This is a genomic window from Sorangiineae bacterium MSr11367 (assembly GCA_037157805.1).
Lineage (GTDB): Bacteria > Myxococcota_A > Polyangia > Polyangiales > Polyangiaceae > Pendulispora > Pendulispora rubella.
The window spans coordinates 8,516,659-8,532,391 of record CP089983.1 but is presented as its reverse complement, the minus strand read 5'-3'; the positions used below and the strand labels follow the sequence as shown (position 1 = coordinate 8,532,391).

The 15,733-nt window shown below is 64.6% G+C and carries 10 protein-coding genes; 5 read left to right on the top strand and 5 right to left on the bottom strand.

From position 1 onward, the window contains the following. Position 1: 1 nt before the first annotated feature. Both LVJ94_32980 and LVJ94_32975 read right to left on the bottom strand, forming a co-directional pair. Positions 2-6,172: an amino acid adenylation domain-containing protein gene (locus LVJ94_32980; GenBank protein WXB01717.1), complete on the bottom strand. Its 6,171-nt coding sequence runs from the start codon at positions 6,170-6,172 to the stop codon at positions 2-4. Positions 6,173-6,191: 19 nt separating this feature from the next. Further along, positions 6,192-8,339 carry an AMP-binding protein gene (locus tag LVJ94_32975; GenBank protein ID WXB01716.1) on the bottom strand — a complete coding sequence of 716 codons (2,148 nt, stop codon included), beginning with the start codon at positions 8,337-8,339 and terminating at the stop codon, positions 6,192-6,194. 466 nt (positions 8,340-8,805) lie between these two features. Between LVJ94_32975 and LVJ94_32970 the strand changes: the two genes are divergently transcribed. Then, complete coding sequence (locus tag LVJ94_32970; GenBank protein WXB01715.1) at positions 8,806-9,390, top strand: TMEM165/GDT1 family protein; 585 nt, start codon at positions 8,806-8,808, stop codon at positions 9,388-9,390. Between the two features lie 42 nt (positions 9,391-9,432). Continuing rightward, positions 9,433-10,524 carry a hypothetical protein gene (locus tag LVJ94_32965; GenBank protein ID WXB01714.1) on the top strand — a complete coding sequence of 364 codons (1,092 nt, stop codon included), beginning with the start codon at positions 9,433-9,435 and terminating at the stop codon, positions 10,522-10,524. 155 nt (positions 10,525-10,679) lie between these two features. Here LVJ94_32965 and LVJ94_32960 read toward each other — a convergent pair whose 3' ends face one another. Next, a complete protein-coding gene (locus LVJ94_32960) occupies positions 10,680-12,245 on the bottom strand; it encodes a sigma 54-interacting transcriptional regulator (protein ID WXB01713.1) in 1,566 nt (521 codons plus the stop codon). A gap of 204 nt (positions 12,246-12,449) precedes the next feature. On the opposite strand from LVJ94_32960, the gene LVJ94_32955 reads away from it, so the two are divergent. Together LVJ94_32955 and LVJ94_32950 are read left to right on the top strand one after the other, a co-directional pair. Beyond that, positions 12,450-13,886, top strand: a complete 1,437-nt coding sequence (locus tag LVJ94_32955) for a catalase (GenBank protein WXB10769.1) — start codon at positions 12,450-12,452, stop codon at positions 13,884-13,886. Positions 13,887-13,890: 4 nt separating this feature from the next. Next, positions 13,891-14,478 (top strand): ankyrin repeat domain-containing protein, encoded by a 588-nt coding sequence (locus tag LVJ94_32950; GenBank protein ID WXB01712.1) that lies wholly within the window; start codon positions 13,891-13,893, stop codon positions 14,476-14,478. On the opposite strand, the gene LVJ94_32945 is transcribed toward LVJ94_32950, so the two are convergent. Then, a complete protein-coding gene (locus LVJ94_32945; protein WXB01711.1) occupies positions 14,472-14,819 on the bottom strand; it encodes a hypothetical protein in 348 nt (115 codons plus the stop codon). The genes LVJ94_32950 and LVJ94_32945 overlap by 7 nt on opposite strands. Between LVJ94_32945 and LVJ94_32940 the strand changes: the two genes are divergently transcribed. Then, complete coding sequence (locus LVJ94_32940) at positions 14,818-15,204, top strand: LysR substrate-binding domain-containing protein (GenBank protein WXB10768.1); 387 nt, start codon at positions 14,818-14,820, stop codon at positions 15,202-15,204. The two genes, LVJ94_32945 and LVJ94_32940, sit on opposite strands and share 2 nt — an antisense overlap. A gap of 204 nt (positions 15,205-15,408) precedes the next feature. Here the strand turns inward: LVJ94_32940 and LVJ94_32935 are convergent, their stop codons facing one another. Then, positions 15,409-15,570, bottom strand: coding sequence for a Flp family type IVb pilin (locus LVJ94_32935; protein WXB01710.1), 162 nt, complete (start codon positions 15,568-15,570; stop codon positions 15,409-15,411). Positions 15,571-15,733 lie beyond the last annotated feature (163 nt).

Genomic DNA, 15,733 nt, shown 5'->3' with positions numbered 1-15,733 from the left:
GTTAGGGCGCGGTCTTCCGCCGCCGCTGCGCCTGGCGTGACCGAGAAGCACGCATCGTGTCCGCCGTTTCCTTCGTTTGGATGAAGGGACCGGGGGCTGTATCTTGCCGGCTCGTTTCCCGAGTGAGGAATTTCGCCAGCGACGAGATGCTGGGGTACTGAAACAGAGTAATCAGCGCGAGCTTTTTATCGAGTACTCCATTTAGCTTACTCAAGGTGCGTGGCACGAGAAGCGAGGAGCCCCCCAGATCGAAGAAGTTGTCGTGAATGCTCACGTCCTTGCGATGGAGGACGTCTTCCCAGACGGCCGAAATCTTTCGCTCCAGTTCGGATCGGGGGGCCACGTAGTCGCTTTCGCGGCCCGAAATGGGGGAGTCGAGATTTCCTATTTGGGCGAGGTGCTTTCGGTCGATCTTGCCGTTGGGGGAGAGCGGCAGTGCATCGAGCACGATGAAGTGCGCGGGCACCATGAAGCTGGGAAGCTGCTCGCGGACGTGCCGGCGAAGGTCGGCCGCTTTGGTTTCGTGATGGGCGGCGCGCCCGACGTAGGCGACGAGAAGCTTCTCGCCGGGCGTGTCCTCGCGCACGAGGACGGCGGCGTCGGAGACCGATGGATGGGCGCGCAACGTGGCCTCGATCTCGCCGAGCTCGATGCGGTAGCCGCGCAATTTGACTTGATGGTCGAGCCGTTCGAGAAATTCGAGGGTGCCACCGGGCAGGTAGCGCGCGCGGTCCCCCGTTTTGTAGAGGCGTATGCCGCCGACGGTCACGAAGCGCCCGGCGGTGAGGTCCGGCCGATGCAGGTAGCCCCGCGCCAGGCCCGCGCCCCCAATGTAGATTTCCCCGGGAACGCCGACGGGCACGGGCTGCAGGTGCGCGTCCAGAACATGGATCTCCGTGTTGGAGAGGGGGACCCCAATGGGGACGATCGTGCCTTCGTTCGGCGGCTGGCGGACGTGGTAATACGTCGCAAAGGTGGTGCTCTCCGTGGGGCCATAGACATTGAGCACCCGCCCGGGCGGCCCATGCTCGAGCACCGCCTTGACGCAGCCGCCATCGAGCGCATCGCCGCCAATGAGCACGTCGCGCACGGAGCGGAGGCCCGAGGGCGTCGTGTGGGCAATCAGATGGAACAACGCCGTGGTGAGAAACAGGACGGTGATGCCGTGTTGCCGAACGTGCTCGGTGAAGTCTTGGGGCGAAATCGCCACCTCTTTGTCGATGCCCACGAGGCAGGCGCCGTGGAGAAGCGCCCCCCATATCTCGAAAATGGCGGCGTCGAAGGAGGCATTCGAGGCTTGGGCGATGCGGTCTTCCGGCCGGATATCGATGTAGTTCGTACGGAACACGAGCCGGTTGATCGCCCGGTGTGGGATGGCCACGCCCTTGGGGTGGCCGGTCGAGCCCGAGGTGTAAATGGCGTACGCGAGATCGTCCACCTGGCCTCGGTGCTGCGGATTCTCGGCGCTTTCCGCGTGCAGCGCTCCACGGTCCGTGTCCACGTTCACGACCGTGGCGGTGTGCGCCGGCAGCGCAGAGGCCAGTCGTCCATGCGTGAGCAGCACGCTCACGCGCGCGTCCGAGAGCATGAAGGCGATTCGCTCCTGCGGATAGCCCGGGTCGAGCGGCACGTGGACCCCGCCGGCCTTGAGGATGGCGAGCAGGCCCACCACCATGTCCAGCGAGCGATCCATGTAGAGCCCGACCGGTGTTTCCGCGCCGACGCCGCATCGGAGCAAATGGTGCGCGAGCCGATTGGCCTCCTCGTTCAATTGCCGGTACGTCCGGTGCTCCTCGCGCCACACCACTGCGGGGGCATCGGGGGTGCGCTGCACCTGGGCCTCGAAGAGCTCGTGCACGCACGCGTCTTGGGGGTAATCGGTTCGGGTGGCATTCCACGCGCGGCGCTGATGCTGCTCCTCGTCGGTGAGAAGGGGCAGGGCATGGATCGGCTGATCGGGATTCTGGACGATGCCCGCGATCAATTGGTGGTAATGCGCCAGCATGCGCTCGATGGTGCCGGCGTCGAAAGCGTCAGTGCTGTATTGCACGCGCACGGAGAGGCCGTCTTCCTGCAAGCGCAGAAGCAGGACCAAATCGAACTTGGCAGTCTTGTTGTCCGTCTCCGAGATGCGCGCCTCCAGGTTCCCGATGCGCGAAGGCATGGGGGCCGTGTCTTGCAGCGCGAACATGATTTGCACGAGGGGCGCTTGGCCGCGGTCGCGGGCGAGCCCCAGTTCGTCGACCACGTTCTCGAAGGGAATGTCCGCGTGCTCGTACGCCCCGAGCGCCATGCTGCGCACGCGCGTCAAGAGCGCGCGAAAGGTGGGCTCGCCCGAGGCATCCGTTCGCAGCACCAGCGTGTTTCCAAAGTAGCCGACGACATTCTCGACGTCGCGCGGGCCACGGTTGGCCACAGGGCTCCCCACGAGAAGCTCGGTTTCGCCCGTGTAGCGATGCAACAGTGCATTGAATGCGGCCAAGAGGGTCATGAACAGCGTCGCATTCTCACGGCGGCCGACTCGCTGAAGTGCCTCGACCAGCGCCGTCGGAAGGCTGCGCGAGGCACTATCCCCCGCGCCGGTGCGCTTCGTCGATCGCGGTCCCACGGCCGGGAGGTTCAACGGTGGTGGCGCATGCGCGAGTTGCTTGCGCCAATAGGCGAGTTGCTGCGTCAGCACATCTCCTGTGAGCCATTGCCGTTGCCACGCCGCAAAGTCTTTGTATTGCACCGGCAAGTCGGGCAATGGTCGGCCGGCAACCAGCGCGTCCAGATCTTCGAGGAGGATCCGCAGCGAGCGGTCGTCCGCCGCGATGTGGTGAATCGTCAAAAGCAGCACATGGTGCTGCTCGTCGCAGCGTAGCAACGTCGCCCGAATGGGAAGCTCGTTGGCCAAGTCGAACGGCCGCTGGGCCTCCCGCAGTGCCGCGGCGTGCACGTCATCCTCGAGAACCGCACATTCGAGAGGCCCTGTACCGAGAACGGCCTGCGGCACGCCCTCCACATCGACGACCCGGGTCCGCAACGCCTCGTGACGCTCCACCAACCCGCCAAGCGCCGCGCGCAGCCGTTCGACATCGAGCGCCCCCCGCAGCTCAATGACCGCGGGGATATTGTAATCCGCCCGACCGGGATTCAGCGCATAAAGAAACCAAAGCCGCTCCTGCGCAAACGACAGCTGCAAGGGCTCCCTCCCCCGGACGCCGGAGGTCCGCCGCTCGCGGCGGCCGACTTTCAACGCAGGGGCCGGGGAGGGGGGGCGCTCGGCATGCTCCAGCCACCCGGCCAATTCCGCGACCGTCGGCCGCTCGAAAATCGCCGAAAGCGGCACACTCCGCCCAAACGCCTCCCCCAACCGCGATACCACCTGCACCGCCTGCAGCGAATGCCCGCCCAGCCCGAAAAAATCCTCCCGGACCCCAACCCGATCGACCTTCAACACATCGGCCCAAATCCCAGCGACAACCTCCTCGGTGACCGTCGTCGGCGCGTCGTATCCATCGATGCCGCGTTGCCCCACATCGAGCCGCGCGAGCGCCGCTTTGTCGATCTTGTTGTTCGTCGTGAGCGGAAGGAACTCCATCGCCAGGCACACCGCCGGCACCATGTACGACGGCAGCTTCTCCTTCACGAACGCACGAACCTCCGTCGCCGAGGCATTCCCCGCGTAAAACGCTGCCAGTGCATCGTCCTTGACCAGGACCACGGCTTCCCGCACCCCGGGATACTGCAACAACGCGTTTTCGACCTCCTCCAGCTCGATGCGAAACCCACGAAGCTTGACCTGGTCGTCCGTGCGTCCCAGAAAATCGATGTTCCCATCGTCCAGATACCGCCCGAGGTCGCCCGCCCGATACAGACGCCCCCATGGGCTATCGATGAACCGCTCCTTCGTCAGCTCGGGCCGCCCGAGGTACCCGCGTGCCAATCCTACCCCGCCGATGTACATCTCGCCCGGCACGCCGAGCGCCGCGGGCTGCAAGCGCGAATCCAAAATATGAATCCGAGTATGCGCAATGGGCCGCCCGATGGTCACGCGCTCACCGGGATGGCACCGCGCCACGGTGCTCCACACGGTAGCCTCGGTCGGCCCGTACGCGTTGAAGAAGCGGTGTGCGCCCGCCCAACGATCCACGAGACCCTGTGGGCACGCCTCGCCGGCGGTGATGATCGTTTCCAGCGCCGGCAGCTCGGCTTCCGGCAGGTGCACCAGGACCGACGGCGGCAACGTCGCGTGGGTGATTGCCTGGCGCTCCAGCAATTCGAGCAGACGCGCGCCCACCGTGAGGTGCTCGGCCACCACGAGCGTCGCCCCGGTGCCGAGCGCCATGACGATCTCGAAGATCGACGCGTCGAAGCTCATCGACGCAAATTGCAGAACGCGGCTGCGCTCCGTCACGCCAAAGGTCTCGATTTGCGCCTGCAGAAGGTTCAAAAGCCCGGCATGTTCGACCTGAACGCCCTTGGGCTTTCCCGTCGAGCCGGACGTGTAAATGACATACGCCAATTGGTGACTGTCTTCGTCGTGATCGAGCGTGCCACCCACCTCGTCGACATCGACCTGCGCAAGCACCAGACGCGGGCGAGCATCCTCCAGCAGAAACGCGATGCGCTCCTCGGGCAACGTCGGATCGATGGGCACGTACGCGCCGCCCGCTTTGAAGATGCCCAAAATGGCCACCACGAGATCCAGCGAGCGATCCATGCGGATGCCGACCCGATCGTCCCGGCTCACACCGTGCTGCCGCAAATACCGCGCAAGGCGGTTCGCCCGTGCATCGAGCTCCCCGTACGTGAGCCGCGCGTCCCCGAAGATCACGGCCGTCTTGTCTGGATCTTCCGCGGCGCGCGCTTCGAAAATGCGGTGGAAGCAGGCCTGGGGCGCCGCAGGCGTCTCCGCCGTCTCGAGAAGTCGTCGTTCGCGCTCCGTAAGCAGCGGTAAGGTGGCAATCGAGCGATCCGGCTGCTCGATCGCGGCGCGCAAAAGGATGACGAAGTGCTCGGCAAAGCGCTCGATCCGGGCCCGGTCGAACAAGTCGGCATTGTATTCGATGAGCGCGAGGAAATTCTCTTCCTCCTCCTCCATCGACCAACTCAATTCGAACTTGGCGACGCCGCTGTCCACCTCCTTGGGGCGGCTCATGGTCAGCTCGGGCAGCGGATACACCGGCACCGGGGCCTTCTGCCGAAGGACGAACATGATTTGCACCAGGGGTGCGTAGCTCGTATCGCGATCGGGCTGCAGCTCCTGCACCAGTTTGATGAACGGCACGTCCTGGTTGGCATATGCGCCGAGCGCCACCTCGCGCACGCGCTTCAACAGCTCGGCGAACGAAGGCTCGCCCCCAAGATGCACGCGCAATGGCAAGGTATTCACGAAGAAGCCAATCAGCCCGTGGACCTCGCGCTTGCCGCGGCCCGCGAAGGCGGAGCCCACGAGAACGTCTTCCTGTCCCGTGTAGCGGTAGATCAGCGTCTGAAACGCGGCCAAGAGCGTCATGAACGGCGTAACGCTCGCGGCCTGGCTGAACGCCTTCACGGCATCCATCAACGGCTTCGGAAGGTAAAAGCGGTGCAGGGCGCCCCGGTGCGTCTGCTTGGGTTGGCGCACGTGGTCGGAGGGAAGCTGAATCACCGGCAATGGGCCGGCCAAATGGGATTTCCAATAGGCCAATTGCGGTTCGAGCCGCTCCGGCCGAAGCCATTGCCGTTCCCAGATGGCATAATCCGAGAACTGCAGCGGCAGGGGCGGCAACGACGGCGGCCCGCCGCGCACGAAATCGGCATAGAGCGCCGCAAGCTCCTGGGTGAACAGCTTGAACGACCAGGCATCCGAAACGATGTGGTGAATCTGCAGCGCCAGAAGATGCTCCCGTTCCCCCTTGCGCACCAGTTCGACGCGAAAGAGCGGGCCCTTGGCCAGATCGAACGGTTCCGGCGGCGTCTCCGCGTCGACCATGCGCAGGCGCACAGGGTGAAACGGCTGCACGATCTGGTAGGGGCTACCCTTTTCCTGCAGAAATACCGTGCGAAGTGCCTCGTGGCGGCGCACGATCTCGTTCAGCGCCGCCTCCAGCGCATCGACCCGCAGCGTCCCCGCGAGGTCGAACGCCGCGGAAATCGTGTACATCGGGTTGGCCGGCTCCAGCTGGTCGATCAACCACAGACGCATTTGCGCGTAAGAAAGCGGTTTACGCACGACCGCTGCCCTCGAGCGAGAGCATGTCGTCGAGCAACGAGGTCACCTCGGCATCGGACAGTCCTCCCGCGGTTTTCCGCACAGCGTCGGTGCTGGCCGTGCTCGCGGCGCGAAGGATCTCCTCCGAGAGATCGCGCAACGACATGTCCATCAACGTCGGAATGGGGAACGCCAGGCCAAGGTCGTCTTCGAGGGCACTCCGCACCTCGGCCACGCCGAGGGAGTCCAGACCCATTTTGACGAGCGGCTGGTGCACATCGATGTAGAAGAAGCCCTGCCGAATGCTTCGCAGGGTCTGAATCAGGTAAAGCTCCACCTGCGCCCGGCATTCTTCGGCATCGAGCCGTTGAAATCGCTCCAGGAATGCCGCCCTGTCCACCCGATGCCGCTTCGTCGCGACGGCGAACGTCGTTTGCTGCAGGACCTGGAACGAGCCCTCCTCGTAGCGTTGCCGGCACGTGCTGCGCTGAATCTTGCCGCTCGAGGTTTTGCTGATGTTCCCGTCGGCAATCAAAAGAAGCGCATGGAGCGATAGCTCGTGCTCCTCGGCCACGGCTCGAAAGATGTCCGCGGCGAGCGGCTCGAGGTCCACGCCGGCGTGGTCGCGTTTGAGCTCCTGCACGACGACGACGCGTTCCTCGCCCTGCTCGCGCACGGAGAATGCGGCCGTGCAATTGAGGCGCAGGGCAGGGTGCACCGTCTCCACGGTTCGTTCGATGTCTTGCGGATAGTGATTCCTCCCTCGGACGATGATGAGATCTTTGGTCCTGCCGGTGACGTACAACTCGCCCTCGTGCAAGAAGCCCAAGTCGCCGGTGCGCAGGAAGGGGCCCTCTCGGGTGTCGTCCAAAAAGGCGCCGAACGTTTGGGCCGATTCCTCCGGGCGCTGCCAGTAGCCCTGCCCCACGCTTTCGCCTTTCACCCAAATTTCGCCGATCTGATCCGGTTTGCAGCGCGTGTGAAGGTCCGGATGAACGACCGCGAGCTCCTGGTCGCCGGCGGCGGGGCCGCACCCGACGACGTCTTGCGTGTCGTGTTCCGTCGCTCCGGCGGCGCGCACGACGAGGTGCTGCTCGAGGGCGGCCTTGGACAGGGACTTCACGTTGGGGCCCTTCGGCAGCCGATGGCTCGTGGTCACGAAGACGGTTCCCTCGGCGAGCCCGTAGCCGCCGCGGAAGGCACGGATGTCGAAGCCGCACGGGCCGAAGGCCTCGGCGAAGTTCTGCAGCGTCTCGGTGAGCACGGGCTCGGCCCCGTTCATCACCGTGTCCAGGGAGCTCAAATCGAGCGTGGCACGCTGCTCGGGCGTGACCTTGGAGACGCAAAGGTCGAACGAGAAATTGGGCCCGCAGGTGGTGGTGCCGCGGTACCGCGATATGGCCTGCAGCCAGCGAAACGGCTTTTGAACGAAGGCCGTTGGTGACATGAGCACCGCCTTGTAGCCAACGTACAATGGCTGCAAGATCCCGATGATGAGCCCCAGATCGTGAAACTGCGGGACCCAGCAGATGCCCACGCTCGATGGCGAATGCCCCCAGCGTTCGCGGATGCACTCGGAATTGTGCACCAGGTTGCGATGGGAAACCATCACGCCGCGCGGCGTTCCCGTGGAGCCGGACGTGTACTGCAAAAAGGCGATTGCATTTTTCGCAATCGAGGGATTCTGCCAGCTCGCGGCGGTCGCCCCGTCCAGCGTGTCGGTGGCGATCCAGTGCAACTCCGACCAATGGCCCTGAATGGAGTTGCCAATTTGCCGAGTGCTCAAAGCGACGACCGCCTGGCAGTCGCCGACGATGTCGCGAAGACGTGACAAATTGCGATTGGCCTTCGGCGGATACGCCGGTACGGCGATGACCCCTGCGTACAGGCAGCCGAAAAACGCCGCGATGAACTCGAGCCCCGGCGGGTAGAGCAAGATCGCACGGTCGCCCGGGCGGCACGTGCCCTGGAGGGCCGCGGCGACGGTTCGCGCCTGCCGGTCCAATTCGCCGTAGGTCACGCCGATTTCGTCGAGCTCTCCGCCTTTGAGGTAGATATAGGCCGTGTCGTCGGGCTGCTGGCGCGCCCTCCATTGAAGGATAGCGCCCAGGGTTCGATCGTCGTCGGTCATCATGAGTTCCAAATCAATATTGGGACTCATCGATGATCTTCAACACGCGATGCGTCACCCAAATAGGCGACCTTCCACGCGATGACACCGTCGATGTCCAGGTTCGCTAAATCGATATTAGTATCGAAAGCTGAAATCGCGGAAAGGTTTCAGGGAGCTCGCGCGCAGGCGTGGCTTCGTGGTGACCCCGCCCACCACGTTGCCGGGCTCGGTCGAAGTAATTTCCGCGCCAGGGCTTGCCAGTCGCGGACTCGTCGCCTAAGGTGTCGCTCACGCAAGGGGAGTAGTTCCGCCGCAAAAGCGGCGCGGGGAGATCGACACACTGGCATCTTCTCTCGTAGAGGGAAGGGCCCGGTCCCCCACCTCGATGTTCGAGGCGAACGAGACCTTCGGACCAGCAAGCAACATGCAGGCTGGCCGAGGTCTCGTCGTGCTTCCGGGCAGTCATCCCCCGTACAAGGCGCGTCCTCGGTTGGCCGAACGAAAGGCCTCGAGAATGTCCGCGCTTCATATTTTCCTCTCCGTCTTTGGCGTCATCTTCGTCGCCGAACTCCCCGACAAAACCGCCCTTGCGGCCCTCGTGCTCGCCACGCGTCACAAGCCGTGGCCGGTATTTCTAGGCACCGCCCTGGCGCTCACCGTGCAGAGCCTCGTGGCCGTGCTGGCGGGTGGCCTGCTCTCGCTTCTGCCCGCGCGTCCGGTGCACATCGGTGCGGGGTTGCTCTTCTTAGTGTCCGCCGTGTTCATGTGGCGTCGCAAGGCGGAGGAGCCCGACGACGCGCATGCCAAGACCCTTGCCGTTGCGCCCACGTTTGGTCGCGCCCTGGCCACCAGCTTTGGTGTCGTCTTCATCGCCGAGTGGGGCGACCTCACACAACTCGGCACCGCCGCCTTGGCCGCGCGCTACCACGAGCCGGTTCTCGTGTTCAGCGCGGCCACGTTGGCGCTATGGGCCGTCGCGGGACTCGCGGTCTTCGTCGGCAACCGCGCGGGCAAGTTCCTCGACGCCGCCCTGACGAAGCGCATCGCCTCCGCGGTCTTTGCCGTCTTGGGGACGGCCCTGCTCGTGGGCGTGGTGTAGGCTCGAATACGGCCGGTACATTTCCGTCCATCCGAGATGGCCATGGGCATTCGATTGGCGCTGTTTGCTGCAGCGGTTCTCGTTGGTTGCGGTGCGCATGTGCATGAACCTCACGTGGCCCCGGCGAAGCCGGTCGCCGTGCCCGCGAAGCCGTTCACGCCACCTCCACCCGACGAGAGCCCCGCGGCCGAGGGACCGCTGCGCGTGGTGCGCGTGTTGGGAGACGGTGCGTGGCGCTTTTCGTGGGCCGTCACGCTCGGTCCGAAGACGGCCGATGGGCGCTCGGTGCTTGCCTGGACGTGGAAATCGGTGTTCGTCGTGGACGTTGCCACCGGTCAACCTCAGCGCACGTACCCGCTGCCGCCCACCCCGGATCCCTACCGCAACGCGGTCGTTGCAGTGGCCGCAGGCCCTGCCGGGGCGCATGCGGCCGCGCTCTTGGCGGATGGCACGTTGTTATTCTGGCCCCGCCCCGACGAAGCTCCGGCGTCACTCGTGCGTGGATCGCCGCCCGATTCCGAGCGCCGAACGGGCGACGAAGAGCGCATCGCGGCCATCGTCCAGCGGCGCCTGTTCTTTTCAGCGGATGGCGCGAGGCTGGTCGCAGGGATGCGCATCTACGGCGTCGCGGAGGAACGTTTCCTCCTCGAACCGCGCGCCGACGAGATGGTGGTCGACGTCGACGGCGAGGGGCGCGAGGCACTGGTGGCGACGGTGAACCGGTACCGCGAATCGCGGCAAATGGGATGTGTCGGCGAAAGCATCCCGCGCATCGGTGTCGAACGCCTCGAAACGCGGCGGCTCGGCGGCGGTACGAAGTCGCTCCCGCCGGATCTGTCGGCGGCATTCCTGCCCGGTGGGCGCCTGGTCCAGCATGAATCGCGCAGCTCGACCCGGCTCGCCGTCGTCCAGCAGGATACTGGTGTGCGTGTCACGAGTCTCCCCTCGACATGGCGCGACGCGCTCGCAGTATCCGTGCCCTCCAATGGCCACGGCTTCTGGTACGACGACGGAGAAACCTCCGCCCTGGCCGCGCCCGATGGCACGGAGCTTTGGAACAGGCGCGGTTACATCGGGCCCAATCCTCCCGTGCAGCGCGGAGATAAGTGTTCGATGCCAATGGGCGGGCGTTGATCGATGACCTACCCGCCGATTCGGCCACGTGGCTCGATGGGACACCACTTGCTCGTGGCCCGAGGGCAAGCCATCCACACGATAAGCGTCGTCCGCAACGAACCGTATCGGTGGCAGGGGCCACAAAACGCCGGAATTCGAGCCCAAGGGGCACCTTAGCGGTCGCTTGCGCGGGGCATGCCGAGGCGCTTCATGCGGCTTTGCAGGGTGCTCGGCGGGATGCCGAGGATCTCCGCCGCGCCGCCTTGGCCGTAGAGGCGGCCGCCCGTGGCTTCGAGAACGCGGGCAATGTGGAGGCGCTCGTTCTCCGCGAGCGATACCAGCGCGTCTCCCTCCGAAGGCGGCGAGCTGGCGCGCGCGCCTTTGCCTGCGGGCTTCGTGAGCCGCAGGTGCGCCACATCGATGATGCTCGAATCGGCGCGAATGGCCCCCCGTTCGAGCACGTTGGAGAGCTCGCGCACGTTGCCCGGGAAATCGAGCCGCTCCAGGGCCTCGAGGGCTGCGCGTGAGAGACGGAGTTTGCTCTTGCCCACGCGCGGCGCAAGCTCGCGCAAGAGTGCTTCGGCCAAAAGCGGTACATCGTCTTTGCGCTCGCGCAGAGGAACCAAATACAGAGGATACACCGATAAGCGGTAATACAGATCTTCGCGAAAGCGCCGCGCGGCCACGGCGTGTTCCAAATCGACATGGGTTGCGGCGACGACCCTCACGTCGACCTGAATGGTCCGCTCCGAGCCCACCGGGGTGATCTCTCCGCCCTGCAGCGCGCGCAGAAGTTTGCCCTGCAGCTCGGGGGGGAGCTCGCCCACCTCGTCGAGAAACAGCGTGCCGCCGTTGGCCGCCCGAAAGAGCCCCGAGCGGGCGCGCACCGCACCGGTGAAGGCACCGCGCTCGTGCCCAAAAAGCTCGCTCTCGAGCAGGTTCGACGGCAGCGCGGCACAATTGACCGGGATGAACGGCCGCTGGCTGCGCGGGCTCGCATCGTGGATGTAGCGCGCCAGCCGCTCTTTGCCGGTGCCCGTCTCGCCGAGAAGCAGCACGGTCGAATTGGTCGACGCCACCAGCCGCGCCTGCCGCGCCAGATCGCGCACCTTGGGCACGCGGCTGCCTTCGAGAATGCCGGCTTGCTCGGTCATGGCCTCGAGATGCCGATCGAGCGCCTGAATGCGCTCTTCGCCATGCAATGTCGCCTCGGCGAGCTTCTGCCCTTGCTTGATGCATTGAATGGACAACGCCAGCAAGCGCCCGAACACCTCGGCCAAGTCCACCACCGGACGCGGGTACGTCTGGCACTCGGTGCGGTCGAGCGACATGATGCCGAACACTTCGCGGCCGGTCGTCAGCGGCACCACCATGCACGCGTGCCCATGGGGAAAGTCCATGAGTCCATCGAACGGGTCGCCCTCTCCGTGCGCGTGGTCCTCTTCGGTGAAGACGCGGCTTCGCCGTTCCTCCACCGCCAGGCGAATCGATGGCCAGTCGTCCAAGCGGATGCGATGGGTGCGCACGTCGGGCGAGGCCAGCGCGCCCCGTGCCGCCCGCGCCCGCAGTTCGGCCCCCTCGAGCTCGAACACCACCGCCAGATCGTACGGAGCGATCCGCCCGAGCCACTCCAGACCGCGCTGGAGAAGCTCGTCGAGTGCGGCCTCCGTCCCATCGGCCAGCCGAACCACGTCGGCCAGCTCGTGGGCGCCGGTCGCCACCCAGTCGTCGAGATTCATGCGTGTACGGTACCGACATACCGGTGACGTGCAACCGAAATATCGTTGCACCGAAATGTCGGTGCGATGCTTGAGCGCGATTTGCCGACAAATTACCCATCTCGTGCATGGCACGGGTGGTGCTTAGGTCGGGACGAGAACGGAGATCATCCATCCATGAAGACGAAATTTCTCGCGGCCCTCGTGCCAGCTTTTCTCGCGGTGATGGGCATGGCCCACGCGGCGCCGAGCCTCACCAAGGAAAATGGAGCACCGGTCGCGGACAACCAAAAGAGCCAAGCGGCAGGCCCGGGTGGTTCGGTGTTGCTTCAGGATTTTCACCTCGTCGAGAAGCTCGCGCGTTTCGATCGCGAGCGCGTTCCCGAGCGCGTCGTCCACGCGCGAGGGGTCGGTGCCTACGGCGAATTCGTCAGCGCGGGTGACCTGTCGGCGTACACGCGCGCATCGATGCTGTTGCAAAAAGGCAAGAAGACGCCGATGTTCGTGCGCTTCTCCACGGTCATCCACCCGTCCGGCTCACCGGAGACTTTGCGCGACCCCCGCGGATTTGCCCTCAAGTTCTATACCGATCAAGGCAATTGGGACATCGTTGGCAACAACCTGGACGTCTTCTTCATCCGCGATGCCATGAAGTTCCCCGACATGGTGCACGCGCTCAAGCCGTCGCCGGTCACCAACCGACAAGATCCGAATCGCTTCTTCGATTTCTTCCAGCACGTGCCCGAGTCCACGCACATGCTGACGCAACTCTATTCGGATCTCGGCATTCCCTCGGACTATCGCCATGTCGATGGTTCTTCGGTCCACGCCTTCAAGCTCGTGAACGCGAAGGGCGAAGTGTACTATGCAAAGTTCAGCTGGAAGACGCGCCAGGGGCTGGCCTTCCTGGAGACGCCCGAAAAGGTCGCCGCTGCGCAGGCCAAAGACTTTTCGCACGCCACGAAAGATCTCTACGATGCGATCGGCCGCGGTGATTTTCCGAAGTGGGATTTGCGCGCCCAGATCATTCCGGCGTCCAAAGTGAATGCCTTTCGCTTCAATCCGCTCGATGCGACGAAGCGGTGGCCGGAGAAAGAGATCCCGCCGGTGCTGTTGGGCACGTTCACGCTGAATACCGTCCCGCCGAATTTCTTCCAGCACTCGGAGCAGAGCGCCTTTTCGCCGGGCGTGCTCGTTCCCGGGGTCGAGCCGTCCGAGGACGCGCTTTTGCAGGGGCGGCTTTTCGCCTATGCGGACACGCAGCGTTACCGCGTGGGCCCCAATTACCAGCAGCTCTCGGTCAACGCCCCGCGCGTGCCCGTTCGCAGCAACATCCAAGATGGCGCGATGAATTTCATCCTTCGCTCCGGCGACGTGAATTACGAACCGAGCTCCGTCGCCCCGCTCTCGGAAACGAGCGCAACCGCGGCCCCGACACCGCCGGAGGCCCGCGAGGCCGCCGCCAAGACGGAGAACTTCTACCAAGCGGGCGAGTTCTATCGGTCGCTCGCGCGCGATGCGCAAACGCGCCTGGTGAACAACTTCGCGGGCGATTTGAAGCAGGTTCGAAGTGCCGAGATCAAGACGAAGATCGTCGGGTATTTGCGTCAAGCCGACAAGGAATACGGCGACCGCGTGGCCGCCTTGGTGGGGATTCGGTGAGGCCATGAAGCTTGCCCTGAAAGCCTTTCTCGTTTTGACCCTCGCCGCCTGCGGCTCCTCGGGCCGCACAGAGCCCACACCCACGCGCACGTCCGCCGCCGAAGCGCCGCCGTCGAAGGTCCTCAGCGCCGACGAGGCCAAACGCTACGTGCTGGAGGCTTCCCGCGAGGGCGACGTGGAGGTGCTGCGCGGTTTGATCGCCGCCAAAGCGGAGGTGAACGTGGCGGACGACAAGGGCTACACGCCCGTGATCCTCGCGGCCTACCACGGACACCTCGCTGCATTGGAGGTGCTGCTCGCCGCCGGCGCCGACGCCTGCAAAGGCGACAAGAACGGCAACACGGCGCTCATGGGCGCCGCCTTCAAAGGCCACGATCTGGTCGTCGAGCGCCTAAGCCGCGAAAAATGCGACATCGATCAAGGCAATGGCAGCGGCCGCACCGCCTTGATGTTTGCCTCGCTCATCGGCCGCACCGGCATCACGCGCCTCCTCGAATCGCGCGGCGCCCACAGCGACAAGCGCGACACCACGGGCAAAACCGCCGCCGACTGGGCCGCCACCCAAGGCGCCGATTTGCGCACTCCTCAATAGCTCTGTCGCTGGCCCGTTCGTGCGGCATTCTCGATGGCCGCGATCATGCGATGTCGCACGAGGGCATCGGCGAAGGCGGGGCAATCGGTGGTTCCTCGCTCGAGGTCGTTGGCCAGGAGCATGTACGTTTGGGCAACGTTGAAGGCGGCATCGTGCGGCATGGATTCGGGCACGAGGGTGTACGAGGCAGGTACCTCCATGCGGCGGTACGAAGGATGGGCGGCCGAGCTCTCGCTCAGGGTCAAACTGGGATCCGCCGTGTAGAACGCGTCGCCCTCGAGCAAAAGGTTCTTCCTCGTTCCCTGGATCTCCCATCGAAATTGATGCCACGCGTGCATCATCTTCGGCCGCGGTGGCCGGACCTTCCCGTGGGAATTCGTCGGCGCGGACGGCGAACCGGTGCTCAAGTCCGTCCACGGGCGGTTCACGTTCAACCACGGAGGCGCCATTCTCCACGCCGCCGTCGAAGGGCATGGCCTCGCGTTGCTTCCGAATTGGATGATCGCCGACGCCATTCGGAGCGGCCAGCTCGTGCCCGTGCTTCCCGGGGCGACGACGCGCGGCTTTCCCCTTCATGCCGTGTGGCCGCGCACCCCTTATCTTTCCCCCAAGGTGCGCGTCATGGTCGATGCGCTGGTGCGCCGCTTCCTACCGACACCCCCGTGGGAGCGCACGCAGAAAAAGCCTGGACGAAAGGAGATGTCCCAACGACGGGCGCACGCCTAGGAAGAAGGGACGCCATGATTGCCGCCTTGGACGGCAAGGTGGAGCATGTCCTTCTCACCGCAAAGGGCGGTGAACCCCTGCCGCTTCTCCATCTTTCGCCACGCGTGCCCTGAGGGCGGAGCTTATTTTCATTGAGCAACGTTTGCTCATCACGGCGGGCCATTGTGCAGAACATGCTCAGTACTCGAGACTCAGGTTAAGCGCTCAGAACTCGGCCAAAGCGTCGTTGACGGCGCGGTTGATGATCTTGCCGAGTTTTCTGTAAGTGCCACTAACGACTAGGATAACGGACACGAGGATGAGCGCGTACTCGACGGCTGCTGCGCCTTTCTCGTCCTTGACTAGCTTCATGATGTCTTTCGTCATAAGAAATTCTCCTGCCTATGGCCTTCGCTCAATACAGGATTCATGCCACTGCATCTCGCCGGCGCGAGGTCCGCGAAATCGACGAAGCGCCACTAAATTCTAGCGACACGCTGGAACGACCCTCGTTCATTGGGGGGTCGTCGGGGATCCAAGAATCGCAAGT